The following is a 26,885-nucleotide window of genomic DNA, read 5'->3' as shown; positions in this document are numbered from 1 at the left end:
TAATGGAAATCCAAGCCGTACATGAAGCATATCCGCAATTTCTCGATCATCGCCCACATCGACCACGGCAAATCCACCCTGGCCGATCGCTTCATCCAGTTCTGCGGCGGGCTGGAGCTGCGCGAGATGAGCGAACAGGTGCTCGACTCGATGGACATCGAGAAGGAGCGCGGCATCACCATCAAGGCGCAGACCGCCGCGTTGCAGTACAAGGCCCGCGATGGCCAGATCTACAACCTGAACCTGATCGACACCCCGGGGCACGTCGACTTCAGCTATGAAGTCAGCCGTTCGCTGTCGGCCTGCGAGGGCGCGCTGCTGGTGGTCGATGCATCGCAGGGCGTCGAGGCGCAGACGGTGGCCAACTGCTACACCGCCATCGAGCTGGGCGTGGAAGTGCGCCCGGTGCTCAACAAGATCGACCTGCCGGCCGCCGAACCCGAGCGCGTGGCGCAGGAGATCGAGGACATCATTGGCATCGAGGCCGCCGACGCGGTGCGCGCATCGGCCAAGTCCGGCATCGGCATCGAGGACATCCTCGAAGAAGTGGTGAACCGGATCCCGCCGCCCACCGGCAACCCGGATGGCCCGCTCAAGGCGCTGATCATCGATTCCTGGTTCGACAACTACGTCGGCGTGGTGATGCTGGTGCGTGTGGTCGACGGCCAGATCGCGCCCAAGGACAAGCTGCTGTTCATGTCCACCCACGCCCAGCACCTGTGCGAGCAGGTGGGGGTGTTCACGCCCAAGTCGATCCAGCGCGAGGCGCTGAAGGCGGGCGAGGTGGGTTTCGTCATTGCCGGCATCAAGGAACTGGCGTCGGCCAAGGTGGGCGACACCATCACCCACGTGCGCCCGGCGGCGGATACGCCTTTGCCCGGCTTCAAGGACGTGAAATCGCAGGTGTTCGCCGGCCTGTACCCGGTGGAATCCCACGACTACGAGTCGCTGCGCGACTCGCTGACCAAGCTCAAGCTCAACGACGCCTCGCTGCATTTCGAGCCGGAAGTGTCGCAGGCGCTGGGCTTCGGCTTCCGTTGCGGCTTCCTCGGCCTGCTGCACCTGGAGATCGTGCAGGAGCGCCTGGAGCGCGAGTTCGACATGGACCTCATTACCACCGCGCCCACGGTGGTGTACGAACTGGTGATGAAGGACGGCACGGTCACGCAGATCGAAAACCCGTCCAAGCTGCCCGACCCGTCCAAATACCAGGAGATCCGCGAGCCTATCATCACCGCCACCATCCTCGTGCCGCAGGATTACGTCGGCCCGGTGATGACGCTATGCAACGTCAAGCGCGGTGTGCAGCGCAACATGCAGTACCTGGGCCGCCAGGTCATGTTGACCTACGAGCTGCCGATGGCCGAAGTGGTGATGGATTTCTTCGACAAGCTGAAGTCGGTGTCGCGCGGCTATGCCTCGCTGGATTACGACTTCAAGGAATTCCAGGCGGCCGACCTGGTCAAGCTGGACGTGTTGGTGAACGGCGAGCGCGTCGATGCGCTCAGCCTGATCGTCCACCGCGCCAACAGCGTCTATCGTGGCCGCGAACTGGTGAGCAAGATGCGCGAGTTGATTCCGCGCCAGATGTACGACGTGGCGGTGCAGGCGGCCATCGGCGGCCAGATCATCGCCCGCGAGACGGTGAAGGCGATGCGCAAGGACGTGCTGGCCAAGTGCTACGGCGGCGACATCACCCGCAAGAAGAAGCTGCTGGAAAAGCAGAAGGCCGGCAAGAAGCGCATGAAGCAGGTCGGCAACGTGGAAATCCCGCAGGAGGCGTTCCTCGCCATCCTGCAAGTCTCCGATAAATAAAAGAAGGAATCCGCATGAACTGGCAACTCATCGGCGTCGTGGTGACCGTGGTCGGCGTGATCATGTCGATCATCGGTGCCAAGCACGAACGCAAGGGCGACGAGCCGCCGCAACTGGTGCAGTACGGTTACCTGGCCGTGATCGTCGGGGTGTTCATCCTGCTGGTGAATTTCTTTTCGATCGCCGCGGCGATGCTGATCTTCGTGCTGATCACCGGCGTGATCTGGGTGGCCGACAAGTTCGTCCTCGCCAAAAAGCGCCAGGGCGAGCGCCCGTCGGACTGGGTGGAATACGGCCGTGGCTTCTTCCCGGTGATCCTGGTGGTGTTCCTGCTGCGCTCGTTCCTGGTCGAGCCGTACCAGATTCCCTCGTCGTCGATGCGTCCCGGCCTGGTGGTGGGCGACTTCATCCTGGTCAACAAGTACGCCTACGGTATCCGTCTGCCGGTGCTCAACAAGGTGGTTATTCCGGTCGGCACGCCGCAGCATGGCGACGTGATGGTGTTCAACTACCCGAAGAACCCGTCGATCAACTACATCAAGCGCGTGATCGGCCTGCCCGGCGACACCGTCGAGTATCGCGACAAGAAGCTGACCGTGAACGGCCAGACGGTGACCGCCGACGTGGCCGGCCCCGACGAATACGCCGAAGGCATCTACATGAACCCGGTGCTGCGCGTGCACGAGAAGTTCGAAAACAAGCAGTACGACACCTTCGTGGTGCCCGATCAGCCCTGGATCAAGGAAGACCAGGTGGACAGCTTCCCGTACCGCGAGAACTGCCGCTATGATGACAGCGGCTTCGTCTGCAAGGTGCCGGAAGGCCATTACTTCATGATGGGCGACAACCGCGATCACAGCGCGGACAGCCGATACTGGGGGTTCGTGACGGACGACTACGTGGTCGGTCGCGCCTTCTTCGTCTGGTTCAACTACAAGCAACTCGGCCGCATCGGCACCGTCATCCGTTGATGGCCGGCACAGGGGAGTAGTCAATGCGCAAGCAATCGGGCCTGTCTTTCGTGGGCTTCATCATGATCGCGATCCTGGTGGCGCTGGCGGCGATCACCTTCTTCAAGGTCATCCCCGCCTACGTGGAGTACTTCAGCGTCAAGAGCACGCTCAAGACCCTGGTGCGCGAGCACGCGGCGGAGCCGCCGTCGGCGATCCGCGAGTCGTACATGCGTCACGCCAACATCAGCAACATCCAGTCGGTGCAGCCCCAGGATCTGGTCATCGTGCAGACCGGCGGCCGTACCACCATCAGCGCCAGCTACGAGAAAGTGGTGCCGCTGGTGGCCAATGTCAGCCTGTTGTTCGACTTCGAAACCCAGGCTGTGTCGGGGTCGAGCGAGTAGTGAGCGTCGTCTTGCCCGCCGAGCGCCTGGCCAAGGCGCTCGGCCATGCCTTTACCGATCCCCGATTGCTGCGCCAGGCACTGACCCATCGCAGTTTCTCCTCCACCCACAACGAACGGCTCGAATTCGTCGGCGACAGCGTGCTCAACGCGGTGGTCGCCCGGGCCCTGTTCGTGGCCTTTCCCCAGTTGACCGAAGGCGAGCTGTCACGGCTGCGCGCCAGCCTCGTCTGTCAGGAGGCGCTGGCCGAAGTGGCCGGAACCTTGAATCTCGGCGACTATCTTCATCTGGGCGAAGGCGAGTTGAAGAGCGGCGGCCATCGCCGTCCATCCATCCTCGCCGACGCGCTGGAAGCCCTGTTCGGCGCCATCTGGTTCGATGCCGGCTTCGAGGCGGCTCAGGCCACGGTCGAGCGGTTGTTCGCACCGCGCATCGCCGCCATCGACCCGTCGCGGGCGCTGAAGGACGGCAAGACCGCCCTGCAGGAGTGGTTGCAGGCGCGCCGTGTGGCCTTGCCGCAGTATCTGCTGCTGCGCCAGGACGGCGATTCGCCCAACCAGATATTCGAGGTCGCCTGCCGCATCGAGGCGCTCGGCGTCGAAACCCGTGCCGAAGGCGCCAGCCGCCGCGTGGCCGAGCAGGCCGCCGCCGCCGACGCGCTGGGCACTTTGAAAGACCGTTATCCGGGCAAGGCCAAGCGTTTCTGACGCAGGCCGCCCCGAGGAAATCCATGTCCGAACATCTCGAAACGCAAGGGGCCGATGGCTACCGTTGCGGCTTTGTGGCCATCGTGGGCCGTCCCAACGTCGGCAAATCCACGCTGCTCAACCACCTGATCGGTCTCAAGCTGAGCATCACCTCGCGCAAGGCGCAGACCACGCGTCACCGCATCACCGGCGTGCTGACCGAACCCGACGCGCAGTTCGTCTTCGTCGACACCCCCGGCTTCCAGACCCGCCATCGCAACGCGCTGAACCAGGCGATGAACCGCAACGTCACCACCACGCTGGCCGATGTGGACGTGATCCTGCTGGTGGTCGAAGCCGGCCGCTGGAGCGCGGAGGACGAAGCGGTGCTCAAGTTGATCCCACCGGATCGCCCGGCGTTGCTGGTGATCAACAAGGTCGACCTGCTGGCCGACCGCAGCGCCTTGCTGCCCTTCATCGAACGTGTCGCGGCGCTGCGAGATTTCGCCGCCGTGGTGCCGGTATCGGCGCAGAAGGGCCAGCAACTCGACGGCTTGCTGAAGGCGGTCAAGCCGTTGCTGCCGGAATCGGTGCCGCTCTACGAAGAGGACCAGGTCACCGACCGCAACGAGCGCTTCCTCGCCGCCGAGATCGTGCGCGAAAAGATCTTCCGTCTGATGGGCGACGAACTGCCGTATGCGATGACGGTCGAGATCGAGAAGTTCGACGAAGAGCAGACCAAGGACGGTCGCGAATTGCGCCGGATCTTTGCTGCCGTGCTGGTCGACCGGGACAGCCAGAAGGCGATCCTGATCGGACGCAATGGCGAGAAGCTCAAGCGCATCGCGACCGAGGCGCGGCAGGACATGGAAAAGCTGTTCGACGCCAAGGTGTACCTGGAGGTATGGGTCAAGGTGAAGAGCGGCTGGGCCGACGACACCCGGGTCTTGCGCCAGCAGGGCTTCGAGTAAGCAAACAAGTATGGCTGTGGCGAAAAAGCCGCGACGCAAAGCGTTGGCTGACACGCCGCGCGTCGATGCGCAGCCGGCGCTGGTGCTGCATCAACAGCCGTATCGCGAAACCAGCCGGCTACTGGATGTGTTCTCGCGCGACCATGGCCGGGTGGCCATCGTCGCCCGCGGCGCGCAACGGCCCGGCTCGCAGGCGCGCGCCGTGTTGCTGGGGTTCCAGCCGTTGCTGCTGTCCTGGTTCGGTGCCGGTGAACTCAAGACCCTGCACGCCGCCGAGTGGCAGGGCGGCATTGCGCAACTGGCCGGCCTACCCTTGCTCTGCGGCTTCTATCTGAACGAACTGCTGCAACGGCTGTTGCCGCGCGACGCGCCCAATCCGCCGTTGTTCGCCGCCTATTTCGAGGCCATCCAGGCCTTGTCGCTGCTGCCGCGCGAACCGGGCGCCGAGGTGGAGCCGATCCTGCGGCGCTTCGAGCTGGCGCTATTGTCGTCGCTCGGCTACGCGCCCGACTGGCGCATCACCGCCGAGGGGCAGGCGGTACAGCCCCGGCAACGGTATGGTTTCGAGCCGGGAAGCGGGCTGACACCCAGCGGCACGCGCGCCGGCTGCCCCGGGGAAGCATTGCTCGCGTTGGCGGCGGGCAGCCTGGAGCCGCAATGGCTGTTGCAGGTGAAGCCGCTGATGCGACAGATGATTGCCTCGCTGATCGGCGCCAATCCGTTGCATACCCGGCAGTTGCTGATCGACCTGCAACGCCTCTGACCACCGACGAAGGGCGCGCTCGCGCCAACCGTTCGCTGGCCGGACGGGCTATGCTGACAACTGGAGATTGTCGGTAACGTCGGGAGGGCTGGATCATGATCACCATCACTCACGAGCAGAACTTCGTGCATGTCGCCGTGCTGGGCGAGTTCACGCTGGGCGATTTTCGTGAATTCGAGGAAAACGTACTGTATGAAATACGCTTCCGCGGACGCGCAAATTTACTGTTCGATCTGACAGAAATGCTAAGCTACACGATCGACATGGCGGTCGAGGAAGTGCGTTTCAGCCGGTCCCATCGGCAGGATTTCGGCAAGGTGGCGATCCTGACCAACGATCAGTGGGTCACGTGGTCCGCCTGGCTGGCCCAACTGTTCACCGATGCGCAGATCGAGCTGTTCCCGGATCTCGAAAGCGCGAAGTTGTGGCTGGTCGACAGCGACACCGATCGAGCGCCAGTCTCAACATAACCAGACATCCAAGATGCGTGAATTCATCACCAGCCTGCTCTCCCGCGAGAAATCGCCGCTTTCCAGCCCCAAGGTTGCCGTGGCCTGGTGTCGGCGCATCGAGACTTTGGATCCACAAACCCAGCTGGACAAGGTCGGCGAGGCGGTCGCCAAGTACCTGGAACACCCCGCCAAGCCGGACTTCGAATCGCTGCAGGCGCTGGTGCTGGTGGACAACATGGTGCAGCCGGCGTTCGAGGCGATCCGCTTCCAGTATGTCTCCAACCCACGCATGGCCAAGGACATGGAGCAGCGGCTGTGGCGCGACATCGTCGGCTTTTCGCAACACATGATCGAAAGCTACCAGCGCTTCATCGAGCATGAAGGCGACGAGGTCTACCGCACTGCGGGCTTTTCCGAGCACATGCCGCTGGTACTGGCGCGCAGCCTGCACTACATCGCCCTCGAAGCCAAATGGCACTACTTCCGCTTCGAAAAGGTGCCCGGCAAGCTGTGGACGCTGGCGCATCGGTTCTATCGCCTGTCCGAGATCGAGGGCTTCGACAGCAATCCGTTCGCGCTCTACCCGGTGCGCGACAAGGTGGTCAGCTCCTGCGCCGACGAGTACATCCAGCTGCTGATGCTGGCGACGCTGTCGGCCAACAACCTGTCGGTGCGCCAGCTCGACTGGGTGGACCAGTGGCTGGACAACTGGTCCAAGCTGGTCCAGATCAATCGCCGCCACCAGGAGGACCGCGACCACTTCTGCGTCAACCTGCAAGAACCCCAGGGGCCGCAGAAGATCCAGCCGGAATCCACCGGTGAGCCGTATCGCTATTGGGGCCTGTTCGATCTGCTGCACGAGGTGCAGGAGGTCATCAAGCGCCTGGAATCCGGCGTCGCGCCGGCGGATCTGGGCCTGGGCAGCGATTGTCGCGCGCCGTCGTGCCTGGAACTGCTCAAGCACCTGGACACCTTCTGGACCATGTCGATCCGCAACGCGCAGATCCAGCGCAGCGAGCGCTACGACGTGAAGAAGGCGGCAGACGTGGTGCACGGGCTGGACGTGATCTGCCAGCAGGTGCGCGCCGACAACGAGAAGCACAGCCGCCAGCCGACCGAGACCCGCACCCAGGTCGATTACGACGAGCTGATGGACATGCGGCTGTATGGCTTCGTCTCGGCGCGAACCCGCTCCAAGCTGCAACAGACCCCCACCGGGACCATCGGTGCGCCACGCGTCGAATACCAGTCGTGGCTGATCGAGAACGAATCGAAAGGTGGCTTCGGCGCGGTGCTGCGCTATTCCGAGAACGACTGGGTGCGCCCCGGACGCTTGCTCGGGGTGCGGCTGGGTGACGGCCAGAACTGGCAGGTGGGCGTGGTACGCCGGCTGGCGCGACGCGGCAACGACGAGATCTATACGGGGATCCAGGTGTTGTCCGCCACGCCGGTGGCGGTCAGCATCCAGCAGGCAAACGGCGGCGCGCGCAACGAGCCAATGGTGGTGACGGAGCTGTCCGACCTCGGCGCCGAGCTGCCGGCGCAGAAGCTGGCGCTGTACTTGCCATATCGCGGCCAGGATGGCGGCAACATGAATACGCTGATCCTGTATGGCGCGGATTACGCCAGCGACCGCCTCTACCGGGTGCAGGCGCGCGATCGCAGTTTCACTGTCAGTCTGGGTTCGGTGCTGGAAAAGGGCGTGGACTGGATCTGGGTGGCCTTGCAGGTCATCAAGTAGTCCGGCCGGCCCCAACAAAAACGCCCTCGTCTGTGAGGGCGTTTTTGTTGGGGCGCGTTGCCGCTCAGGCCAGTACGCGTTGCAGGAAGGCACCGATGTGCTGGATCTCCGGCAGGCACACCGAGTGCTGCATCGGGTAGGTCTGCCATTGTACCGGGTGTCCCAGCGCGGCCACGCGCTGCTGCGCGGCCTGTCCCAGGGCGAGGGGCACCACCGGATCGGCGGTGCCATGGCCGGCGAAGATCGGCGTCTGCGCGTTGGCGGTATCGCGGGATTCGTCGATCAGGCGCGGGATCGGCAAATAGGTGGACAGGGCCACGATGCCGGCCAGGCGCTGCGGGTGCAGCAACCCGGCGGTGTAGGCGATGGCGCCGCCTTGCGAGAAGCCGGCCAGCACGATGCGCTCGGTCGGTACGCCGCGTTCGTTCTCGCGCGCGATCAGGTCGCGCACCAGGGTCACCGACTGCATTACGCCGGCTTCGTCGGCGTGGCGATCGATGCTGTCGAAGTACACGATGTCGTACCAGGCGCGCATCACGTAGCCGTTGTTGCAGGTGATCGGCATGTACGGCGCATGGGGGAACACGAATCGCAGTGGCAGGTTGTCGGGCAGACCCAACTCGGGCACCACCGGCGCGAAGTCGTTGCCGTCGGCGCCCAGGCCATGCAGCCAGATCACACTGGCGACCGGGTCGGCGCCGGTTTCGATTTCCACGCAGGGCAACAGTTCGTTCTGGCTCATGCAAGCGGTTCCTTGGGCACGGAGGCGGATTTTGGGCGGAATGCCGCCACCACCTGGGGATGGGTATCGACCCGGGGAGCGCCGAGCAGCTCCAGGCAGTACGGCACGGCGGCGAACACGCCAGGCACTACGGTGACGCCCGATGCATCCTTCACGCCTTCCAGCGTTTCCTTGATCGACTTTGGCTGGCCCGGCAGGTTGAGGATCAGGCTGGCGCCGCGGATCGCGCCGATCTGGCGCGAGAGCAGGGCGGTCGGCACGAAGTGCAGGCTGACCTGGCGCATCTGTTCGCCGAAGCCGGGCATCACGCGATCGGCGACCGCCAGCGTGGCGTCGGGCGTGACGTCGCGCGGTGCCGGGCCGGTGCCGCCGGTGGTCAACACCAGGTGGCAACCCTGCGCATCGATCAGCTCGATCAGCGCGGCCTCGATCTGCGGTTGTTCGTCGGCGATCAGGCGCGTCACGGTCTGGTACGGTGTGGCCAGCGCCCGGGCCAGCCAGTCCTCCAGCGCCGGGATGCCCTGGTCGCGGTAGATGCCCTGGCTGGCACGGTCGGAAGTGGCCACGAGGCCGATCTTTAGCACGGTCATGCGCGACTCACGGTGACGCCGCCGCGGCCATCGGTGGCGAAACGCAGCTCGCGCCAGTCGCCGATCAGCAGGTCGGCCTCCGCCAACTGGTCGGGGCGGTGCGAGGTGGTCAGCGCGATCACCGTCATGCCGGCGGTCTTGGCCGCGCGCACGCCACTGGGCGCGTCCTCGAATGCCAGACAGCGCGTCGGATCGACGCCCAGCTGCTCGGCACCCAGCAGGAAGGGATCGGGATAGGGCTTGCCGCGCGCCACATCCTCGCTGCACACGGTGGCGGCGGGCGCCGTCAGGCCGCAGTACTCCAGCTTGAGCGTGGCCAACTGGCGCATCGCCGACGTGACGATGCCGTACCGCGCGCCGTCCAGCTCGGCAATCCGTTCGAGGATGCCGGTCACCGGCAGCGTGCCTTCCAGGTCGGTCAGTTCCCAGTCGAGCAGACGCTTGAATTCGCGCTCCTGGTCCACGTGGGGGGCGAAGCGCTGGATGGTGTCCTGACCACGCACGCCGTGCATGTTGGCGATCAGTTCGTCGGCCTCGATGCCGATGTCGGCGGCCCAGCGGCGCCAGATGCGCTCGACGCACGGGGTGGAGTCGATCAGCGTGCCGTCCATGTCGAACAACAGGGCGTCGAAGGTGGCGGGCAAGGCGAGGGTCATATCGAATCCTGGGAAGAGAGCGGCGGCTCGGCGATATGGTCCTTCAACAACTGGAACAGCTCGCGGAACGCTTTGGGGGGGACCTGCTTGCCGGCGGCCGCGTCGGCGCGCTCCTTCTGCGCGCTGCGGATCAGCTGGCGCAGGCGCTGGATGTCCACGCCGGGATGTTCGGCGACGAAGCCCTCCAGCCGCTTGGGATCGGCGATCAGCGCTTCGCGCAGGCGTTCCAGCTGGTGCAGCCAGGCGGTGTGCCGGTCGGACACGCCGGCCAGCGTATCGAGCAGCGCCTGGATCGGCGCCGGGTCCACCTGGCGCATCAGCTTGCCGATGTATTGTTTCTGCCGGGCGATCGCGCCGTGCGCCTTCAGGCGCTTGGCTTCGAGCAGCGCATCGAACAGCTTGTCGGGCAGGTCGAGCGTTTCCAGGTGCTTGCGATCCAGCGGGATCAGGGCCTCGCCCAGGGATTGCAGGGTTTCGGCTTCGCGCTTCATGCGCGTCTTGCTCACGAGTTCGATATCGTCGTCGTCGCGGTCGGGATCGTCCTGGCTCATGTTTGGGGCGGCTTTTGCAAAACCGTTATGATACCAAACGACCCTCCCTCATTTGTTCCACTGCCAAGGAATTCCCGTGTCCGATTTCTCCTTCAGCGAATCGCAATTGCAGCAGCTCGCCGCGCAAGTCCTCGATCAGGCCAGGACACAGGGCGCCACCGCGGCGGATGTGGAGATCTCGGAATCGGTCGGCCAGAACGTCAGCGTGCGCCTGGGCGAGGTGGAAACCATCGAATACAACCGCGACAAGGGGGTGGGCGTCACCGTCTACCTGGGCCAGCGCAAGGGCCACGCCAGCACGTCCGATTTTTCTGCGCAGGCGCTGGCGGACACCGTGCACGCGGCGCTGGCCATTGCCCGCTATACCGCCGAAGACCCGTTCGCCGGCCTGCCGGACCAGGCCGCGCTGGCCACGGTCTTTCCCGATCTCGACCTGTTCCACCCGTGGGATCTGTCGGTGGAGGGCGCCATCGAACTGGCGCGTGATTGCGAGCAGGCCGCGCGCGAGGTCGATGCGCGCATCCGCAATTCGGACGGCGGCAGCCTGTCCACCCATGCCTCGCGCTGGGTCTATGCCAACAGCCTGGGATTCAGCGGCGGCGGCAGCGGCACCCGTTATTCGTTGTCCGCCGCGGTGATCGCCGAGGAGCACGGCGCGATGCAGCGTGACTACTGGTACAGCGCCACGCGCGATCCGGCCGATCTGGAATCCGCGGCCAGCGTCGGCCGCAAGGCCGGCGAGCGCACCGTCCGCCGGCTGGGCGCGCGGCGTTGCAAGACCGGCGAGTACCCGGTGCTGTTCGAGGCGTCGGTCGCCAGTTCGTTGCTGTCGCACTGGGTGTCGGCGGTCAGCGGTTCCAGCCTGTACCGCAAGTCATCGTTCCTGCTGGACAGCGTCGGCACACAGGTGTTCTCTCCCTGCGTCGAGATCGTGGAAGACCCGTTCCTGAAAAAGGGCCTGGCCAGCGGCGGCTTCGACGCCGAGGGCGTGGCCACGCGGCGGCGCGACATCGTGCGTGCCGGCGTGCTCGACGGTTATTTCCTGTCCAGCTACTCCGCGCGCAAGCTGGGCATGGTCAGCACCGGCAACGCCGGCGGCCCGCACAACCTGCTGGTCAAGCCGACCGCCAGCTTCGACGCACTGCTCGCGCAACTGGGCACCGGCGTGCTGGTGACCGAGTTGCTGGGGCACGGCATCAACCTGGTGACGGGCGACTACTCACGGGGTGCGGCCGGCTTCTGGGTGGAGAACGGCGTGATCCAGTACCCGGTGGAAGAGATCACCGTGGCTGGCAACCTGCGCGACATGTTCTGCGATATCGTCGGCATCGGCGACGATGTGCTCACTTCCAGCAGCCGCCGGGTCGGCTCCATCCTGATCGGCAAGATGACGGTGGCCGGCGAGTGATGCTGGGCAAGCCAGCGTACTGGGACGATGCCTGCGGCGCGCTCGCGGGCAACGATGCGGTGATGGCGGCGCTGATCGCCCGTTATCCCGGCATGGCGCTGGAAGGGCGGGGCGATGTGCTGCTGACGCTGGCGCGATCCATCGTCGGCCAGCAGATTTCGGTGAAGGCCGCCGACAGCATCTGGCAGCGGCTGGTCGCTTTGACCGGGCCACTACAAGGCGAGGTGCTGCTGGGGGCCGATCTGGTCGCATTGCGTGCCTGTGGGCTGTCCCAACGCAAGGTGGAATACCTGCTCGACCTGGCGCGACACCAAGTGGCGGGACGCCTGGATTCGGCGCGGCTGGCGGCGATGGACGACGAGGCGGTGATTGCCGAGCTGACCGACATCCGCGGCATCGGCCGCTGGACCGCCGAGATGTTCCTGATCTTCCACCTGATGCGGCCGGATGTGCTGCCGCTCGACGACATCGGCCTGCTCAAGGCCATCGCCCTGCATTACCACGATGGCGAGCGCCTGTCGCGCCGCGAGATCGTGGCGCTGGGCGAGCGCTGGGCACCGTTCCGCTCGGTCGCCACCTGGTACCTGTGGCGCAGCCTGGACCCGGTGCCGGTGTCGTACTGAGCGGATGACGGCCACGAAAAACGGCGGTCGATGACCGCCGTCTTGCCGGGCAGGGCGTGGGATTACAACGTCTTGAGACGGCCGCGAAACTCCTCGATGCGCGAGTAACCCTTCTTGGCCATCAATTCGCGCAGCTCGTGTTGCAGCCGATCGAAGATCGACGGTCCTTCCTCGTGCAGCGCGGTGCCGACCTGAACCAGCGTCGCGCCCGCCAGCAGATGCTGGAACACGTGCGCGCCGGTCTGCACGCCGCCGCAACCGATGATGGTCTTGCCGGGGCAGCGACGGTAGAAGGCGTTGACGTTGGCCAGTGCGGTCGGCAGCACGTAGTCGCCGCCCAGGCCACCGAAGCCGTCCTTCGGCCGGATCACGGTGCTCTCGCTGTCGGTATCGATCACCAGACCATTGCCGATGGAATTGATGCAGGTGATAAAGGCGAGGTTGTCGTAGCGGTTGAGGATCTCCGCCGCGGTGTCGAAATGGACGAAGTCGAAATACGGCGGCAGCTTCACACCGAAGGGACGGCGATAGGCGGTGGCCACTTCGGCCAGGAACTGGTCCATCGCCTCGAAATCGTAGCCGGGCTGCGGCTTGCCTTCGACGTTGGGGCACGACAGGTTCAATTCCAGGAACGCCGGCAGCACCGCCTCGCGCAAGGCGGCGACGATGGTCAGGTTGTCGTCCAGCGACAGGCCGGACACCGATACGAACAGCGGCTTGCGTTCGTAGTCGTGGCAGGCGGCGTAGTCCAGGTAATAGGCATAACCCTCGTTGGGCAGACCCATCGAATTGATGCTGCCCAGCGGCAGCGCGCGATAACGCGGCTCGGCATTGCCATCGCGGCGCGACAGCGTGCAGCTCTTAGTGACCAGCGCGCCGGCACTGCTTTCCACCAGGGCGTCGAGCTGCGCGGCCAGCGTGCACCAGACGCCTGCGGCGTTCATCAACGGGTTGTCGAGCGGCTGCTCCAGAAAGGAGGTCGCAAGATCGGGGCTGGCATTAGGGGGCATTGGGGGGCTCCAGATTTGCCGAATGGGACAAGCTTAGGCTGCGGTCCCCCGGATTGCCGTGCGCGTAATCAAAGAATCGGCTGGATATCCTGTTCGGCGGGCCGTCTGTTCACACTGTGGTCCAGCTGGGCCAAGGCGCCCATCACCGCCTGCCAGCCCTGCGCGGCGGGAACGCCGCACTCGCTGAATATTCCGGCCAGCAGCGCGCGCTGGCCGCTGGAGATTTCCTCCTCCAGCGCGGCGCCGGCGGCCGACAGCGACAGGCAGCGTACCCGTTTGTCCTGCGCGGAGGGCGTGGCCAGCACCAGCCCGGCCTCTTGCAGATCGCGCAACGGGCCATGCAGCGCCTGCTTGCTGACCCCGAGCCGGGCGATCAGGGTGTTGACCGACAGGCCGGGTTCGCGGCCGACGAAATACAGCACTCGATGGTGGACCCGCGCCCAGCCGCGCTCGGCCAGCAACGCATCGGGCTGGGCCGTGAACACGCGGTACGCGTAGTAGAACAACTCCAATGCCGCGTTGAGCCGCTCGTCCTGCTGATTTATATCAACCATATTGACTTATGTATCTCGCGTGGCATGATAAGGCAAGTATCTTGACTTAAAGCCGCGAACAAAATCCAGCGAAGCGATCCTGCGCGAAACGTGCCGAACGGCGATCAACCGAACTCGCTCCGGCCCGCCGCCCGGTGACGCAGCCAGCCGGATTTTGCCTGCGGCGCCTATCGCATCCATTCACCCGTCGCAACCGCACACCCTCGCGGGCTTTGCGACGGCAGGGCCAAACCGTACCAGTTTCCGGCCCTGGGCGTGAACCACGGTGACCATCCGCACCGGCCTGCGAACCGTTCCATTCGCCCTTGCCGGAGTTGCCCCATGCTTGCCCAACGTATCGACCGCCTGACCTCGTCCCTGGTGCGCGACATCCTCGCCGCCGCCCAGCGTCCCGAAGTGATCTCCTTTGCCGGCGGCCTGCCCGCCGATGAGGCCCTGTTCCGTCCCAGCCCCGCCGCGATGCAATCCTTGCCCGATGTCTGGCAATACGGCCAGAGCGAAGGGGAGTGGGTGTTGCGCGAGCTGGTCGCATTGCGGGTCAATGCGCTGGGCCTGGCGTGTACGCCGCAGCAGGTGTTGATCCTGAACGGCTCGCAGCAGGGCATCGATCTGGTGGCCAAGCTGATGATCGAGCGCGATACGCCGGTGCTGGTCGAGGCACCGGCTTACCTTGCGGCGTTGCAGGCGTTCCGTCTGTTCGGCGCGCAATGCCTGCCGGTGCCGGTCGATCCGCGGGCGGGCGTCGATCCCGCGCGTTTCGAGGCCCTGGCCAGCCAGGCACGTCTGACCTATCTGACCCCGACATTCCAGAACCCCAGCGGCTACTGCTACGGCGACGCGGAGCGGAATCAGGTGGCCGCGGTGCTCGATCGCGCCGGCGCGGTGTTGTTCGAGGACGATCCTTATCGCGATCTGTCGTACGACGGCCCGGCGCCCGCCCCGATCGCCGGCCGGCTGCGGCAGGCTCAATGGGTGTACCAGGGGTCATTTTCCAAGACGCTGGCACCGGGGCTGCGCCTGGGCTATCTGGTGGCGCATCCGGCGCTGATGCCGCACTTGGTGCGACTGAAGCAGGCGGCGGATCTGCACAGCAATCGCCTGTCGCAGCATCTGGTGGCGCAGGTGATGGCCGACGGCACGCTGGACCGGCATGTCGCGGCGGTGTTGCCGCTGTACCGCGCGCGGCGCGATGCGATGGACGCGGCATTGCGGCGCCATCTGGGCGATCTGGCACAGTGGGCGTGCCCGGCGGGCGGACTGTTCTTCTGGGTGCGGCTGACCGAGCGCCGCGACACCATGGCGCTGATGCGCGAGGCGTTGCGCCACGATCTGGCGTTGATGCCGGGCGAGGCGTTCTTCCAGGGCGAGGCCGATGCTTCCTACCTGCGCCTCAACTTCAGCCATGCCTCGATCGAGCGGATCGACGAGGGCATCGCGCGACTGGCGGGTTTGCTCCGAGCCCAGGCGCTGGCCGCCTGAGGGAACCATGCAAAAGGCCGGCACAAACGCCGGCCTTTTGTCTGACCCTTTAGCCGCTCAGTGCAGGTGCCGCGGCTGCTCCGGCGCTTCTTCCTCCGGCAGCTCGGCATGCAGCACGTCGCCGTCCGGGTTGGGATACAGCGGCGAGCCGCAGTCGTCGCAGTAATCCAGCGGGAAGTCGTGCTCGTGCACGCGGATCTCGGTGACGCCCAGCTCTTTCAGCACTGCCTCGATGTCGCCGACGATGTCGGTGTTCTCGTCCTCGCCGTCGAGCAGCGGCCAGACCACGCCGTGCAGTACCTGGTCGCTGCCCGCCTTGACGAAGCCGACGCGGTATTCCTCCAGGCGCCGCCCCACGAAGGGAGCGATGGCGGCCTGCAACTGGCGGGCGTCGAGGTTGAGCGACAGCATCAGGAAGGTCACGGTGGCGCGCAACGAATACGCGCGCGATTCCCGGTCGGCTTCGCGCCAGGCGGCGTGGTAAGCGCCGGGCATGCAGGGCTCTACCGCGCAGCCGGGCAACAGCGGTTGCAGTGCCGCGCCGCCTTGCTTGGTCCATTGCTTGAAGGCTTCCTCGCGGTCGCCGTCCTCTTCCTGCCAGCGGAAGATGGCGCCGCCGGCCGGCACCAGCGCCGCGCCGATCAGATAGCGGGTGTCGGAGAGGAACTGCTTGGTTTCGGGCAATTCGCGAACCGCCACCTTCAGGCTGCCGTCGCCGAAGGCCGCCTCGGCCAGGGCCTGGGTGAGTTCGGCGGTCGGGACGAAGCCGCGCGGCAATTGATCGGGGCTGAACAGGTAGTCGGCGAGCGCCACCTTGACGTCGCGCGCCAACACATGGGCGCCCAGCTGGACTCGCAGGTTGCGCAAGGCGTCGGCGCCGATGCCCTCGGAAGGAATCTGCCAACGCGACCACGCCAGTACCGGCGCGGTGAACAGCAGCACATCCCAGGCCGCGCCGTTGCGCTCGATGCGCGCCGATTCGCAGGCACCTTCCACCGCGTCGGCCAATGCGTTGTAGGCATCCGGATCGTGCTGGCTCAGCTGGTCGAGCGCCGCGTTGAGGGTGTCTTCGTCGCGCTCGGCGATCAGGCGCGCCACGGCGGCGGACAGGCGCGCGGCCCAGAAGCCGTCCTCCAGCCTGCTGGAGGAATCGGCCATGCCTTCGGCCAGACGCACCAGGTCCGCTTCGTTGGCGGTGCTGCGTCCTCGGCGCGAAGGTCGATTGCGCTTGATCATGCGCTGCTCCTGCTCGGGATTCGAAGAAGGCGATTGTACCGTAGCCGCGCATCCCCGGCCCGGTCGGCCGGCGGGGCTCAGCCGTGGCTGACCGCCAGCACCTGCAGGTGCAGTACGCGGCTGTCCGGGGCGACCCAGTCGATGGTCTGCCCGACGGCTAGGCCCAGTAGCGCGCTGCCGGCCGGCGCCAGCACCGAGATGCGCCCGGCGACGATATCGGCCTCGTGGGGGTAGACCAGGGTGTAGGCGTATTCCTGGCCGGTGGCCTGGTCGCGGAAGCGCGCGGTGCTGCCCATGCTGACCACGTCGGGCGGCAGCGCATCGGCGGCGACCACCTCGGCGCGGGCGATCTCCGCCTCCAGCGCGTCGATGGCGGGGGTGCGCGTGGTCTGCCGCCCGATCAGGGTTTCCAGGCGTTCCAGGTCGGATTCGGCGAGAACGATGTGCGGTTTCATGAAGAAGATTCCTTGGCTTGAAAAAGAAGAGGGCCGGCTGTGTGGGCCGGCCCTCCGTGATGACGGTTGGTCCGGTCAGGTTGGGGCGAGCACGCGTCCCATGGCGCGCGCCTGCTCGCCATAGCCGGCGAGCTGGTCGTGTGCCACGGCAAGCGGCGTGAAGCCGAAGTCGTGCCAGAAGCGATCCGCGCCCAGCACGGCGATCAGCCGTGCTTCGCGCAAGCCGCGCGCAACGCCCCAGGCCAGCGCGTGCAGCACCAGTCGGGCCGCCACGCCACGGCCGCGGCCGCGCGGATGCACGGCGAGGTCGTGCAGGAAATGCTGGTCGGCGTCGTGCGGCAACGCTTGCAATGCGGTATCCAGCTCGGGCAGGCGCGCACCGCGCCATGGGTGGGTGAACAGATAACCCACCACGCCTTCGCGATCCTCCGCCACCCAGTTGGATTCGGGCGAGACGGTGAGCTTGCGGGCGAACACCGCCCGGCTTTCCAACCATGCCTCGGGGTAGCACTGGGCCTGGATCGCCATCACGGCGTCCAGATCGGATTCCTGGAGCAGACGAAGCTGCATGGGTACTCGACAACCTTTCTAGTGATTCAAGGATCAAGGGTAGCCCGGATTCACCGGTCGCGGCAATGGCGCGGCGCGGATACCATTCCGCCTTTGCCCGGCCGTTTTCCGACCATGAGCGACAACCCCTGTCTTTCGTGTGGCGCCTGTTGCGCCGCCTTCCGCGTGAGCTTCGATATCTCCGAGCTGGAGAGCGAAGGCGGGTGCGTGCCCGACGGGCTGGCCGACCGCGAGAACGCGACGCTGGCCCGGCTCAAGGGCACCGATTACGCGCGACCGCGCTGCCTGGCGCTGGTCGGCGACATCGGCGTAGCGGTGCGTTGCGGCATCTACCTGGAGCGGCCCGGGCCCTGTCGCGAGTTCGCGCCGCTGGCACAACTTGGCATCTTCGGCGACGCCTGCAATCGCGCCCGGGCCCGCCACGGCCTGCCGCCGCTGGAAGTCGTCGACTGAGGCGGTGGGCAGGGATGCGCCATAGGTGTGGTGGGGCGAGCCCCAAAGCAATCACGGCGCGTTGCCGCGCCGTGATGGAACCGATTTCAGGAAGAACGACCCGCGCGACCATGCCGGCGGGGCGATTCCCTAGGCCCGATCAGCCCTGATAGCGATTGCCGTTGCCGCGCGGCGGGCCGTCGTGATGGAACTCACGACGCTGACCGTCGCGGTTGCCGTCGCGATACGACTTGCCATAGGGCTTGTCGCCGCGGGCTTCGCCGCTCTTGCCGGCGTAGCGGTCTTCGCGCGGGGCGCGGTCGCGGTTGAATTCGCGCGGCTGGCCTTCACGTGCCTGATGGCCATACGACTTGTGCTGGCGATCCTCGTAGCCGCGCTGCTGGAAGCCTTCGCGCGGGGCGCGTTCGAACTGACGCTCGCCACCCTCGGTGTGGGTGTGGGGACGGTCGGTACGCGGCGCACGATGCTCGTGGTCGCGGCCCTTCCAGCCACCGCCTCCCTGGCCGGTACGCGGCTTGTTGCCGGCGTAGCCACCCGGCTTGCGGGCACCGCGGTCGCCTTGCGGGCGGCCCTGGCCCGGACGGAAGCGCGCCTCCAGCCCTTCCAGTTCCATCTGCTCGAACTGGACTTCGTAGCGACGGCTGATGCGGGTATAGGCGCCGAAGTCGTTCTTGGTGACCAGCGAGATCGCCGAACCCTTGCGACCGGCGCGGCCGGTGCGGCCGATGCGGTGGATATAGTCCTCGGCGAACTTGGGCAGGTCGAAGTTCAGCACCTGGCCGATGCCGGCCACGTCGATGCCGCGAGCGGCCACGTCGGTGGCGACCAGTACATCGATCTCGCTGCGGCGCAGACGGTCGAGCACCTTGCGGCGTACGCGCTGTTGCAGGTCGCCGTGCATGGCGTCGGCGCGGATGCCTTCCAGGCGCAGCCAGTCGGCGATGCTGTCGGCGTCGGCCTTGGTGGCGACGAAGACGATGGATTGGGTTTCCGGTGCGGCTTGCAGCAGCTTGGCGGTCAGCTTGAGCTTGTGCTCGTAGCCGTCGGCCCAGTGCACGGCTTGCTGCACGTTGGCGGTGGGCAGGCCTTGCGGCGCCAGTTCGACCTTGCGCGGGTCCTTCAGCATCGGCGCGGCAAAGCGTTGCACGGCTTCCGACAGGGTGGCCGAGAACAGCGCGGTCTGCCGGTTTTGCGGCAGTTGGGCGACGATGGCTTCCACTTCGTCGATGAAGCCCATGTCGAGCATGCGGTCGGCTTCGTCGAGCACCAGCAGTTCCAGGCGGCGGAAATCGATGCGCCCGGAGCGCATCAGGTCGGTCAGGCGACCCGGGGTGGCGACCAGCACTTCCAGCGGCAGCGCGAGTTCACGGTGCTGCACCGGGTAGGGCACGCCGCCGGTGACGGTGACGACCTTGCAGCGCTGGGTGCTGCGGGCATAGGAAATGGCGACCTTGGCCACTTGTTCGGCCAGTTCGCGGGTCGGGGTCAGCACCAGGATGCGCGGGCCCTTGCCATGATGGGTGGCGGGGCGGGACAGGCGGTTGATGGCGGGCAGCAGGAACGCGGCGGTCTTGCCGGTGCCGGTCTGCGCGGAAGCCATCAGGTCGTGGCCTTCCTGCATCACCGGAATCGCCTGCGCCTGGATCGGCGTCGGCTCGGTAATGCCTTGTTTGGTCAGTTCACGGATGAGTTCGGTGGAAAGGCCGAGCGCAGCAAAGCCGCTCTCGCCCTGGACGGGGTGAGTCATGCAGTCATTCCTTGGTTAGGCGCCCTGTGGCGCAAGGCATCGACGCTAACCGGAACAACCGCAACACACGCCTGCATGGAACCAGGCTCGAAACCGCGGAAAAGGCTAGAGGCGATGAATCTCGTTGATCACCGACCCTGCTTGGGCCGGACGAAGGTGCGGATTATCCACACATCCCCGTTGCGATGCAACAAGTTTATGATTTTTCGTAAAAAGTGCGGGCGGACGCCACGGTTGCCCGCCTCGCGGCGAGCCCGTGTCGGCCCGATTGGCAGTGGTTATTGCGCGGGGGCCGGCTCGCTGACCAGGCGGCCGTCGCGCAAGTGCAAGGTCCGCTGGCAGCGCGCCGCGAGGTCGGGGTCGTGGGTCACCAGTATGAAGGCGGTGGTGAGCTGGGTGTTGAGTTCCATCATCAGCGCGAACACGGCGTCGGCGGTGCCGCGATCCAGGTTGCCGGTGGGTTCGTCCGCCAGCACGCAGGCCGGCCGGGTGACCAGCGCGCGCGCGATGGCGGCACGTTGGCGTTCGCCGCCGGACAACTCGCCCGGCTTGTGATCCAGCCGGTGGCCGAGTCCGACGCGGGTCAGCATCTCGCGGGCCGCGTCGAAGGCCTGGGCCTTGCTGATGCGGCGGATCAGCAGTGGCATGGCCACGTTTTCCAGGGCACTGAATTCGGGCAGCAGGTGGTGGAACTGATAGACGAAACCCAGGTGCTGATTGCGCAGCGCGCCGCGCAGTTGTTCGCCAAGGCGGAACGGATCCTTGCCGAGCAGACTGACGTTGCCGCTGGTGGGTTGATCCAGCGCGCCCAGGCAGTGCAGCAGGGTGGATTTGCCAGAACCCGAGGCGCCGACGATGGCCACGGTCTCGCCCGGAGCCAGCGTGAAATCGATATCCGACAGCACCGGCGTTTCCAGCTTGCCGCTGCGGTAGGTCTTGCCCAGGCCCTGGGCTTGCAGGACGAGTTCACTCATAGCGCAGCGCCTCCACCGGGTTCACGCGCGAGGCGCGCCAGCTCGGGTAGAGCGTGGCGAAGAGGGCCAGCAGCAGCGAAATGCCGGCGATGCCGGCGACGTCGGACCACTCGACCCGCGACGGCAGTTCTGTGATCAGGTAGACATCCGGCGACAGGATATGGAAGCCGAGCACCTTTTCGATCGCCGGGACGATCACGTCCAGGTTGAAGGCGATCAACACTCCGCCGACCACGCCGGTGAGGGTGCCGATGAAACCGGAGATCGCGCCCTGTACCACGAAGATCTTCATGATCGACAACGGCGAAGCGCCCAGCGTGCGCAGGATGGCGATATCGGATTGCTTGTCTGTCACCACCATCACCAGCGTGGAGACCAGGTTGAAGGCGGCCACAGCCACGATCAGCGTCAGGATGATGAACATCATGCGTTTTTCGATTTCCACCGCGCGGAAGTAGGTGGGGTTCTCCTGGGTCCAGTCGCTGGCGAGCAGGCCGGGCATGGCATCGGCCAGGTTGCGCGCAACCTGGCGCGCGTTGAACAGATCGTCGAGCTTGAGGCGGATGCCCGACACCGCTTCGCCGGTGCGGAACAGCTTTTGCGCGTCGCTCAGCTCGATCAGACCCAGGCCGGCGTCGTAGGGGTAATAGTCGGCGCGGAACAGGCCGGCGACGGTGAACTGCCGAAAGCGCGGTACCAGGCCGGCGGGGGTGACCTGACCCTGCGGGGTGATCAGCGTCACCTTGTCACCGGGCTGCACACCGAGTTCGGCGGCGAGTTGCCAGCCCAGGATGATGTTGAACTGACCGGGTTTCAGGTGGTCGAGGCTGCCGCCGATGATCTTGCGGGTGACTTCGGAGACCCCCGGTTCCAGCTTGGGATCGATGCCTCGGATCAACGTACCGCGCACCTGGCCGCTGTAGTTGAGCAGACCCTGGCCCGACACGAACGGCGCGGCGGCCCGGACATGCTCGAACTTCAAAGCTGGCCCGGCGACGCTATTCCAGTGCTGCAAGGTGCCGTCCGGGCCGGTGACCTGCACATGCGACGCCATCCCCAGGATGCGGTTGCGTACCTCTTCCTGAAAGCCGTTCATCACGGACAGCACGATGATCAGCGCCGCCACGCCCAGCGCGATGCCGAGGATGGAAACCAACGAGATGAAGGAGATAAAGCCGTTGCGGCGTTTGGCGCGCGTGTAACGCAGGCCGATCAACAGTTCGTACATGGAGGACCGAGGATGGGCAAAGGCGCGGCGAGTGTAGCACGCGCATCGTGGTGTCAGGCGAAGCCGACCGGGGTGAAAGATTCCATTGTCACCCCGGCGCTCATTCAACAGGTGAAGAGGCCGCGCGCGCGGAATTGTTCCCGCACCCGTTCAGTCAGCTCGGTGCTGGGCGGCGGGGTGTCGGCCAGTTCGTACTTCAGCCCCAGCTCCTGCCATTTGGGCTCGCCCATCTTGTGGAAGGGAAGCACCTCGACCCGTTCCACGCAGCCGGGCGCCCGGTCGGACAACGATTTCACGTAGTCGGCATGGCGTTCGACATCGTGCCAGTCGTCGGTCCAGCCCGGCACCAGCACATAGCGGATCCACATGTGCTTGCGCATGCCGACCAGGCGTTCGGCGAAATCCAGCGTGGGTTGCAGGGGCTTGGAGGTCAGGGCCTCGTGCTTGGCCGGGTCGATGTGCTTGATGTCGAGCAGTACCAGATCCACCGGGTCGAACCAGTCGTCCGGCAGGTGGGCGGCCAGGAAACCCTGGGTATCGAGCGCGGTATGCAGGCCGTATTCCTTCTTCACCCGATAGAACACTTCGCGCACGAAGTGCGCCTGCATCAGCGGCTCGCCACCGCTGATGGTCAGTCCGCCGGCAAACTTCAGGAAGCGTGCGTACTTGCCGATCTCCGCCACCACGTCGTCCACCGGACGGGGGGCGCCGTTGTGCAGCTTCCAGGTATCGGGGTTATGGCAATACAGGCAGCGGAACTGGCAGCCGGAGACAAACAGGACGAAGCGCACGCCCGGCCCGTCGACTGCGGCGCCGGTTTCAATCGAATGGACAAAGCCGCACATGCGTCCGTTTTCGTCGACGACAGCGGGTGGAATCTCGCCCAGAGGTTTGGCGATGGCGTTCATGTTGGCTCCAGATGGAAAAAGGGCGGTCGATGCCGCCCTTCGTTTTCAGCTTAGCTGGTTGCACGGCAAATGGCTTGCCGGCCACCGCCCCGGTTGACGCCGGGGCGGTGTGTTGCATCAAGCGTGGACGTGGAACGTCCGGTTGATCACGTCCAGTTGCTGTTCACGGGTCAGCTTGATGAAGTTGACCGCGTAGCCCGATACCCGGATGGTCAGTTGCGGATAGCGATCCGGGTGATCCATGGCATCCAGCAGCGTCTCGCGGTTGAGCACGTTGACGTTGATGTGGAAGCCGGTGGCACCGCAGAAGCCATCCAGGCAATTGGCCAGGTTGTTGACCCGGTCGATCAGGGTATGGCCCAGGGCGTCCGGCGTGGCCGAGGCCGTCCAGCTGATGCCGTCCAGCGCGGCTTCATACGGCAGCTTGGCCACCGAGGCACCCGCTGCGACGAAGCCCGAGCTGTCGCGGCCGTTCATCGGGTTGGCGCCCGGAGCGAACGGTTCGCCTGCGCGGCGGCCGTCCGGCGTGTTGCCGGTCTTCTTGCCGTACACCACGTTGGAGGTGATGGTCAGGATCGACTGAGTCGGCAGGGCGTTGCGGTAGGTCTTGTGGCTGCGCACCTTGTTCATGAAACGCTCGGTCAGGTCGACGGCGATCGAATCCACGCGGTCGTCGTTGTTGCCGAACGCCGGGTATTCGCCTTCGATCTCGAAGTCCACCGCGATGCCTTGCTCGTTGCGGATGGTCTTCACCTTGGCGTACTTGATAGCCGACAGCGAATCGGCGGCCACCGACAGGCCGGCGATGCCGCAGGCCATGGTGCGCAGGATGTCACGGTCGTGCAGCGCCATTTCGATGCGTTCGTACGAGTACTTGTCGTGCATGTAGTGAATGGCGTTCAGGGCCTTGATGTAGGTCTTGGCCAGCCAGTCCATCATCTTGTCGAACTTGGCGTTGACTTCCTCGTAGTCCAGGTACTCGGACTTGATCGGTTCGAAGCCCGGCACCACCAGCTTGCCGCTCTTCTCGTCGACGCCGCCGTTGATGGCATACAGCATGGCCTTGGCCAGGTTGCAGCGGGCGCCGAAGAACTGCATCTGCTTGCCGATTTCCATTGCCGACACGCAGCAGGCGATACCGTAGTCGTCGCCCCAGTGCGGACGCATCGCGTCGTCGGATTCGTACTGGATGGAACTGGTCTCGATCGAAACCTTGGCGGCGAAATCCTTGAAGCCCTTGGGCAGTTCGGTGGACCAGAGTACGGTCAGGTTGGGTTCCGGCGCCGGGCCCAGGTTGAACAGGGTGTTCAGGAAGCGGAAGCTGTTCTTGGTGACCAGCGTGCGGCCATCCTTGCCCATGCCGGCGATGGATTCGGTGACCCAGGTCGGGTCGCCCGAATACAGGTTGTTGTATTCCTCGGTGCGCAGGAAACGGACGATCCGCAGCTTGATCACCAGGTCGTCGACCATTTCCTGGGCTTCGGATTCGGTGATCCGGCCTTCCTGCAGGTCACGCTCGACGTAGACGTCGAGGAAGGTGGAGATCCGACCGATCGACATGGCGGCGCCGTTCTGTTCCTTCACGGCGGCCAGGTAGCCGAAGTAGGTCCACTGGATGGCTTCCTGCGCGGTGGCGGCGGGGCGGCCGATGTCGAAGCCGTAGCTGGCGGCCATTTCCTTGAGCTCGCCCAGGGCGCGCACTTGTTCGGAGAGTTCTTCGCGCAGGCGGATGACGTCCTCGGTGAAGTCGAGATCGTCGGTTTCCGCCTTTTCGGCATTCTTGAATTTGATCAGCGCATCGATGCCATACAGGGCCACGCGGCGATAGTCGCCGATGATGCGGCCGCGGCCATAGGCATCGGGCAGGCCGGTGATGACGCCGGAGGAGCGGCAGGCACGGATCAGCGGGTTGTAAACGTCGAACACCCCGGAGTTGTGATCCTTACGATAGAGGCGATAGATTTCTTCGACCTTGGGGTCGAGGGTGCGGCCGATTTCTTCCAGCGAGGATTCGACCATGCGCAGGCCGGTGTTCGGGAAGATGGCGCGCTTGAGCGGGGCATCGGTCTGAACGCCGACGATCTTTTCCAGGCTCTTGTCGATGTAGCCGGGGCCGAAGGCATTGATGCGGGTACCGCGGTCGGCGGCCACATCGAGCACCTGACCGGGGGATTGGCGCTCCTGTGCAAGCAGGTCGGACAGCTTGTCCCAGAGAGCCTTGGTGCGTTCGGTGGCTTGGGCCAGGAATTGGTCGTCACCGGTATAGGGAGTGTAATTGAGCTGGATGAAGTCGCGGACCGCGACCTTGTCCTGCCATTCGCCGCTCTTGAAGCCGCGCCAGGCTTCCAGCTGTTGTTCTTGCTCGCCCATACGGGTTTCCGGTGCGTTCATGGTGATGCTCCTCGTGGGATTATGCGTGGGATGATCGCAAAGCAGCCTCGGTTGAAACTGCCCTGAACTGCAAATGGGATGCAAAAGAGCTTAGCACTCGACTCGCTTGTCATCCGCCCAAATTTCTACGCAAATCATAGGTCTAGCTATTTCACGGGGTGTTGAGCCAAGTCAATTTATCCGCTCGGTGGCATCGGTATACTCTTTGCCCTTTGGGCGAGTGAAAATAGCTATGGGTTGCGCCCGATCCATGCATTTCTTCTTTTTTGACGCCCGATAAAAAAGCCGCGAATCGCTTCGCGGCTTTTTGCTTTCTTGCTGGCGCGGCGTGGCTGTCCGCGCGGCAAATTACAGCAGATGCTTGATGGCGTCGCGCTCTTCGGAAAGCTCCTTGGCGCTGGCATCCATGCGGGAGCGGCTGAATTCGCTGATTTCCAGGCCCTGGACGATGGTGTACTTGCCGTCCTTGCAGGTGACCGGGTAGCCGTAGATCAGGTCGCTGTAACCGTATTCGCCGTTGGCCGGCACGCCCATGGTGACCCAATCGCCTTCCGGCGTGCCCAGCACCCAGTTGCGGATGTGGTCGATGGCGGCGTTGGCGGCCGAGGCCGCGGACGACAGGCCGCGCGCCTTGATGATGGCGGCGCCGCGTTGTTGCACGGTCGGGATGAATTCCGACTCCAGCCATTGCTGGTTGTTGATCAGCTGGGCTGCGTTCTGGCTCTTTACCTCGGCGTGGAAGATATCCGGGTACTGGGTCGAGGAGTGGTTGCCCCAGACGGTGAGCTTCTTCACGTCGGCGATGGTGGTGCCGGTCTTCTGGGCAACCTGGGTCAGGGCGCGGTTGTGGTCCAGGCGCATCATGGCGGTGAAGTTGGCCGGGTTCAGGTCCGGTGCATTCTTCATGGCGATGTAGGCGTTGGTGTTGGCCGGGTTGCCCACCACCAGCACCTTCACGTCACGGCTGGCCACTTCGTTCAGCGCCTTGCCCTGGGTGGTGAAGATGGCGCCATTGGCTTCCAGCAGGTCCTTGCGTTCCATGCCCGGGCCACGCGGACGGGCGCCGACCAGCAGGGCGATGTCAGCGTCCTTGAAGGCCACTTTCGGGTCGTCGGTCTGCACGATGCCGGCCAGCAGCGGGAAGGCACAGTCGTCCAGTTCCATCACTACGCCGTTCAGGGCGGGCAGGCTGGGGGTGATATCCAGGAGTTGGAGGATGACCGGTTGGTCCGGGCCGAGCATGGCGCCGGATGCGATACGGAACAGCAGGCTGTAGCCAATCTGGCCGGCGGCACCCGTGACGGCGACGCGAACAGGTTTCTTCATTGTGTAACTCCGAGTTTGTACGTGTGGCGTTGTCACGCCCGGGACGACTACGGCAGGACGCACTCGAATGGCCCTGCGCGAGATTCGAGGTGGTGCAGTGCGGGCGCAGTTTATCACGCGAGCCGCTGAATGTAAGAGGGCGGGGCGCCGTTTGGCGGGGTTTCGCTGTATGTCTTTTGTCTTATATAAGACTGTAGTG

At 65.2% G+C, this 26,885-nt stretch carries 27 protein-coding genes; 12 read left to right on the top strand and 15 right to left on the bottom strand.

Features of this window, described 5'->3' with window-relative positions; genetic code table 11:
* The first annotated feature begins 21 nt into the window (after positions 1-21).
* The 8 genes from lepA (at position 22) to C556_RS0108510 (ending at position 7,785) form a co-directional block, all read left to right on the top strand.
* Positions 22-1,815, top strand: a complete 1,794-nt coding sequence (gene lepA / locus C556_RS0108545; RefSeq protein ID WP_018747826.1) for a translation elongation factor 4 — start codon at positions 22-24, stop codon at positions 1,813-1,815.
* A gap of 14 nt (positions 1,816-1,829) precedes the next feature.
* Positions 1,830-2,786: a signal peptidase I gene (gene lepB / locus C556_RS0108540; protein ID WP_018747825.1), complete on the top strand. Its 957-nt coding sequence runs from the start codon at positions 1,830-1,832 to the stop codon at positions 2,784-2,786.
* Between the two features lie 23 nt (positions 2,787-2,809).
* Positions 2,810-3,172, top strand: coding sequence for a DUF4845 domain-containing protein (locus C556_RS0108535; RefSeq protein ID WP_018747824.1), 363 nt, complete (start codon positions 2,810-2,812; stop codon positions 3,170-3,172).
* Positions 3,172-3,879 (top strand): ribonuclease III, encoded by a 708-nt coding sequence (gene rnc / locus C556_RS0108530; protein WP_018747823.1) that lies wholly within the window; start codon positions 3,172-3,174, stop codon positions 3,877-3,879. The genes C556_RS0108535 and rnc overlap by 1 nt, the downstream gene beginning before the upstream one ends.
* Positions 3,880-3,902: 23 nt before the next feature.
* Positions 3,903-4,829: a GTPase Era gene (era, locus tag C556_RS0108525; protein ID WP_018747822.1), complete on the top strand. Its 927-nt coding sequence runs from the start codon at positions 3,903-3,905 to the stop codon at positions 4,827-4,829.
* 10 nt (positions 4,830-4,839) lie between these two features.
* Positions 4,840-5,592: a DNA repair protein RecO gene (gene recO, locus C556_RS0108520; RefSeq protein ID WP_018747821.1), complete on the top strand. Its 753-nt coding sequence runs from the start codon at positions 4,840-4,842 to the stop codon at positions 5,590-5,592.
* A gap of 95 nt (positions 5,593-5,687) precedes the next feature.
* The gene (locus tag C556_RS0108515; protein WP_018747820.1) at positions 5,688-6,062 is read left to right on the top strand and encodes a SpoIIAA family protein; all 375 of its coding nucleotides are present in this window, start codon (positions 5,688-5,690) and stop codon (positions 6,060-6,062) included.
* 13 nt (positions 6,063-6,075) lie between these two features.
* The gene (locus C556_RS0108510; protein WP_018747819.1) at positions 6,076-7,785 is read left to right on the top strand and encodes a cyclic-di-GMP receptor FimW-related protein; all 1,710 of its coding nucleotides are present in this window, start codon (positions 6,076-6,078) and stop codon (positions 7,783-7,785) included.
* A gap of 64 nt (positions 7,786-7,849) precedes the next feature.
* Here C556_RS0108510 and C556_RS0108505 read toward each other — a convergent pair whose 3' ends face one another.
* Genes C556_RS0108505 through yjgA form a run of 4 tightly spaced genes read right to left on the bottom strand, consistent with a single transcriptional unit; the run spans position 7,850 to position 10,324 of the window.
* Positions 7,850-8,527 carry an alpha/beta hydrolase gene (locus C556_RS0108505; protein WP_018747818.1) on the bottom strand — a complete coding sequence of 226 codons (678 nt, stop codon included), beginning with the start codon at positions 8,525-8,527 and terminating at the stop codon, positions 7,850-7,852.
* Complete coding sequence (gene mog, locus C556_RS0108500) at positions 8,524-9,117, bottom strand: molybdopterin adenylyltransferase (RefSeq protein WP_018747817.1); 594 nt, start codon at positions 9,115-9,117, stop codon at positions 8,524-8,526. Before mog ends, C556_RS0108505 begins: the two co-directional genes overlap by 4 nt.
* Entirely contained in the window at positions 9,114-9,773 is a 660-nt protein-coding gene (locus C556_RS0108495) for an HAD family hydrolase (RefSeq protein ID WP_018747816.1), read from the bottom strand. Before C556_RS0108495 ends, mog begins: the two co-directional genes overlap by 4 nt.
* Positions 9,770-10,324 carry a ribosome biogenesis factor YjgA gene (gene yjgA / locus C556_RS0108490; RefSeq protein ID WP_018747815.1) on the bottom strand — a complete coding sequence of 185 codons (555 nt, stop codon included), beginning with the start codon at positions 10,322-10,324 and terminating at the stop codon, positions 9,770-9,772. The genes C556_RS0108495 and yjgA overlap by 4 nt, the downstream gene beginning before the upstream one ends.
* A gap of 76 nt (positions 10,325-10,400) precedes the next feature.
* Between yjgA and pmbA the strand changes: the two genes are divergently transcribed.
* Both pmbA and C556_RS0108480 read left to right on the top strand, forming a co-directional pair.
* Entirely contained in the window at positions 10,401-11,732 is a 1,332-nt protein-coding gene (gene pmbA, locus C556_RS0108485) for a metalloprotease PmbA (protein ID WP_018747814.1), read from the top strand.
* Positions 11,732-12,355, top strand: a complete 624-nt coding sequence (locus C556_RS0108480) for a DNA-3-methyladenine glycosylase family protein (protein WP_018747813.1) — start codon at positions 11,732-11,734, stop codon at positions 12,353-12,355. The genes pmbA and C556_RS0108480 overlap by 1 nt, the downstream gene beginning before the upstream one ends.
* Before the next feature lie 62 nt (positions 12,356-12,417).
* Here C556_RS0108480 and C556_RS0108475 read toward each other — a convergent pair whose 3' ends face one another.
* Complete coding sequence (locus C556_RS0108475; RefSeq protein ID WP_040430830.1) at positions 12,418-13,365, bottom strand: dihydroorotate oxidase; 948 nt, start codon at positions 13,363-13,365, stop codon at positions 12,418-12,420.
* 68 nt (positions 13,366-13,433) lie between these two features.
* Positions 13,434-13,919: a MarR family winged helix-turn-helix transcriptional regulator gene (locus C556_RS19815; protein ID WP_040430827.1), complete on the bottom strand. Its 486-nt coding sequence runs from the start codon at positions 13,917-13,919 to the stop codon at positions 13,434-13,436.
* Between the two features lie 321 nt (positions 13,920-14,240).
* Here C556_RS19815 and C556_RS0108465 point away from each other — a divergent pair, with 321 nt between their 5' ends.
* Positions 14,241-15,398: an aminotransferase-like domain-containing protein gene (locus tag C556_RS0108465; protein WP_018747810.1), complete on the top strand. Its 1,158-nt coding sequence runs from the start codon at positions 14,241-14,243 to the stop codon at positions 15,396-15,398.
* Between the two features lie 57 nt (positions 15,399-15,455).
* On the opposite strand, the gene C556_RS0108460 is transcribed toward C556_RS0108465, so the two are convergent.
* The 3 genes from C556_RS0108460 to C556_RS0108450 all read right to left on the bottom strand — a co-directional run bounded on the left by C556_RS0108460 (position 15,456) and on the right by C556_RS0108450 (position 17,659).
* Positions 15,456-16,634: a DUF2863 family protein gene (locus C556_RS0108460; RefSeq protein ID WP_018747809.1), complete on the bottom strand. Its 1,179-nt coding sequence runs from the start codon at positions 16,632-16,634 to the stop codon at positions 15,456-15,458.
* A 77-nt stretch (positions 16,635-16,711) separates the two neighbouring features.
* Complete coding sequence (gene rnk, locus C556_RS0108455; RefSeq protein WP_018747808.1) at positions 16,712-17,089, bottom strand: nucleoside diphosphate kinase regulator; 378 nt, start codon at positions 17,087-17,089, stop codon at positions 16,712-16,714.
* Positions 17,090-17,164: 75 nt separating this feature from the next.
* On the bottom strand, positions 17,165-17,659 hold the full coding sequence (locus C556_RS0108450) for a GNAT family N-acetyltransferase (protein WP_018747807.1): 495 nt from the start codon (positions 17,657-17,659) through the stop codon (positions 17,165-17,167).
* A 114-nt stretch (positions 17,660-17,773) separates the two neighbouring features.
* On the opposite strand from C556_RS0108450, the gene C556_RS0108445 reads away from it, so the two are divergent.
* Positions 17,774-18,112, top strand: coding sequence for a YkgJ family cysteine cluster protein (locus C556_RS0108445; RefSeq protein ID WP_018747806.1), 339 nt, complete (start codon positions 17,774-17,776; stop codon positions 18,110-18,112).
* Between the two features lie 139 nt (positions 18,113-18,251).
* On the opposite strand, the gene C556_RS19810 is transcribed toward C556_RS0108445, so the two are convergent.
* From C556_RS19810 to C556_RS0108415, 6 genes are all read right to left on the bottom strand, one after another.
* The gene (locus tag C556_RS19810) at positions 18,252-19,859 is read right to left on the bottom strand and encodes a DEAD/DEAH box helicase (protein WP_018747805.1); all 1,608 of its coding nucleotides are present in this window, start codon (positions 19,857-19,859) and stop codon (positions 18,252-18,254) included.
* Between the two features lie 278 nt (positions 19,860-20,137).
* Entirely contained in the window at positions 20,138-20,833 is a 696-nt protein-coding gene (gene lolD, locus C556_RS0108435; RefSeq protein WP_018747804.1) for a lipoprotein-releasing ABC transporter ATP-binding protein LolD, read from the bottom strand.
* A complete protein-coding gene (locus C556_RS0108430; protein ID WP_018747803.1) occupies positions 20,826-22,061 on the bottom strand; it encodes a lipoprotein-releasing ABC transporter permease subunit in 1,236 nt (411 codons plus the stop codon). Before C556_RS0108430 ends, lolD begins: the two co-directional genes overlap by 8 nt.
* A 104-nt stretch (positions 22,062-22,165) precedes the next feature.
* Positions 22,166-22,969: a pyruvate formate-lyase-activating protein gene (gene pflA / locus C556_RS0108425; RefSeq protein ID WP_018747802.1), complete on the bottom strand. Its 804-nt coding sequence runs from the start codon at positions 22,967-22,969 to the stop codon at positions 22,166-22,168.
* A 117-nt stretch (positions 22,970-23,086) separates the two neighbouring features.
* On the bottom strand, positions 23,087-25,360 hold the full coding sequence (pflB, locus tag C556_RS0108420) for a formate C-acetyltransferase (protein ID WP_040430824.1): 2,274 nt from the start codon (positions 25,358-25,360) through the stop codon (positions 23,087-23,089).
* A 348-nt stretch (positions 25,361-25,708) separates the two neighbouring features.
* Positions 25,709-26,686 (bottom strand): malate dehydrogenase, encoded by a 978-nt coding sequence (locus tag C556_RS0108415; protein ID WP_018747800.1) that lies wholly within the window; start codon positions 26,684-26,686, stop codon positions 25,709-25,711.
* Positions 26,687-26,885: the final 199 nt, after the last annotated feature.

The organism is Chitiniphilus shinanonensis DSM 23277, assembly GCF_000374805.1.
Lineage (GTDB): Bacteria > Pseudomonadota > Gammaproteobacteria > Burkholderiales > Chitinibacteraceae > Chitiniphilus > Chitiniphilus shinanonensis.
Note: the sequence above shows the minus strand (reverse complement) of the source record. Positions and strands in the feature narration are given on the sequence as shown.

Coding starts and splice junctions, on each gene's coding strand:
- lepA (WP_018747826.1), top strand. CDS start 22: ATGAAGCATATCCGCAATTTCTCGATCATCGCCCACATCGACCACGGC.
- lepB (WP_018747825.1), top strand. CDS start 1,830: ATGAACTGGCAACTCATCGGCGTCGTGGTGACCGTGGTCGGCGTGATC.
- C556_RS0108535 (WP_018747824.1), top strand. CDS start 2,810: ATGCGCAAGCAATCGGGCCTGTCTTTCGTGGGCTTCATCATGATCGCG.
- era (WP_018747822.1), top strand. CDS start 3,903: ATGTCCGAACATCTCGAAACGCAAGGGGCCGATGGCTACCGTTGCGGC.
- recO (WP_018747821.1), top strand. CDS start 4,840: ATGGCTGTGGCGAAAAAGCCGCGACGCAAAGCGTTGGCTGACACGCCG.
- C556_RS0108515 (WP_018747820.1), top strand. CDS start 5,688: ATGATCACCATCACTCACGAGCAGAACTTCGTGCATGTCGCCGTGCTG.
- C556_RS0108510 (WP_018747819.1), top strand. CDS start 6,076: ATGCGTGAATTCATCACCAGCCTGCTCTCCCGCGAGAAATCGCCGCTT.
- C556_RS0108505 (WP_018747818.1), bottom strand. CDS start 8,527: ATGAGCCAGAACGAACTGTTGCCCTGCGTGGAAATCGAAACCGGCGCC.
- mog (WP_018747817.1), bottom strand. CDS start 9,117: ATGACCGTGCTAAAGATCGGCCTCGTGGCCACTTCCGACCGTGCCAGC.
- C556_RS0108495 (WP_018747816.1), bottom strand. CDS start 9,773: ATGACCCTCGCCTTGCCCGCCACCTTCGACGCCCTGTTGTTCGACATG.
- yjgA (WP_018747815.1), bottom strand. CDS start 10,324: ATGAGCCAGGACGATCCCGACCGCGACGACGACGATATCGAACTCGTG.
- C556_RS0108480 (WP_018747813.1), top strand. CDS start 11,732: ATGCTGGGCAAGCCAGCGTACTGGGACGATGCCTGCGGCGCGCTCGCG.
- C556_RS0108475 (WP_040430830.1), bottom strand. CDS start 13,365: ATGCCCCCTAATGCCAGCCCCGATCTTGCGACCTCCTTTCTGGAGCAG.
- C556_RS19815 (WP_040430827.1), bottom strand. CDS start 13,919: ATGGTTGATATAAATCAGCAGGACGAGCGGCTCAACGCGGCATTGGAG.
- C556_RS0108465 (WP_018747810.1), top strand. CDS start 14,241: ATGCTTGCCCAACGTATCGACCGCCTGACCTCGTCCCTGGTGCGCGAC.
- C556_RS0108460 (WP_018747809.1), bottom strand. CDS start 16,634: ATGATCAAGCGCAATCGACCTTCGCGCCGAGGACGCAGCACCGCCAAC.
- rnk (WP_018747808.1), bottom strand. CDS start 17,089: ATGAAACCGCACATCGTTCTCGCCGAATCCGACCTGGAACGCCTGGAA.
- C556_RS0108450 (WP_018747807.1), bottom strand. CDS start 17,659: ATGCAGCTTCGTCTGCTCCAGGAATCCGATCTGGACGCCGTGATGGCG.
- C556_RS0108445 (WP_018747806.1), top strand. CDS start 17,774: ATGAGCGACAACCCCTGTCTTTCGTGTGGCGCCTGTTGCGCCGCCTTC.
- C556_RS19810 (WP_018747805.1), bottom strand. CDS start 19,859: ATGACTCACCCCGTCCAGGGCGAGAGCGGCTTTGCTGCGCTCGGCCTT.
- lolD (WP_018747804.1), bottom strand. CDS start 20,833: ATGAGTGAACTCGTCCTGCAAGCCCAGGGCCTGGGCAAGACCTACCGC.
- C556_RS0108430 (WP_018747803.1), bottom strand. CDS start 22,061: ATGTACGAACTGTTGATCGGCCTGCGTTACACGCGCGCCAAACGCCGC.
- pflA (WP_018747802.1), bottom strand. CDS start 22,969: ATGAACGCCATCGCCAAACCTCTGGGCGAGATTCCACCCGCTGTCGTC.
- pflB (WP_040430824.1), bottom strand. CDS start 25,360: ATGAACGCACCGGAAACCCGTATGGGCGAGCAAGAACAACAGCTGGAA.
- C556_RS0108415 (WP_018747800.1), bottom strand. CDS start 26,686: ATGAAGAAACCTGTTCGCGTCGCCGTCACGGGTGCCGCCGGCCAGATT.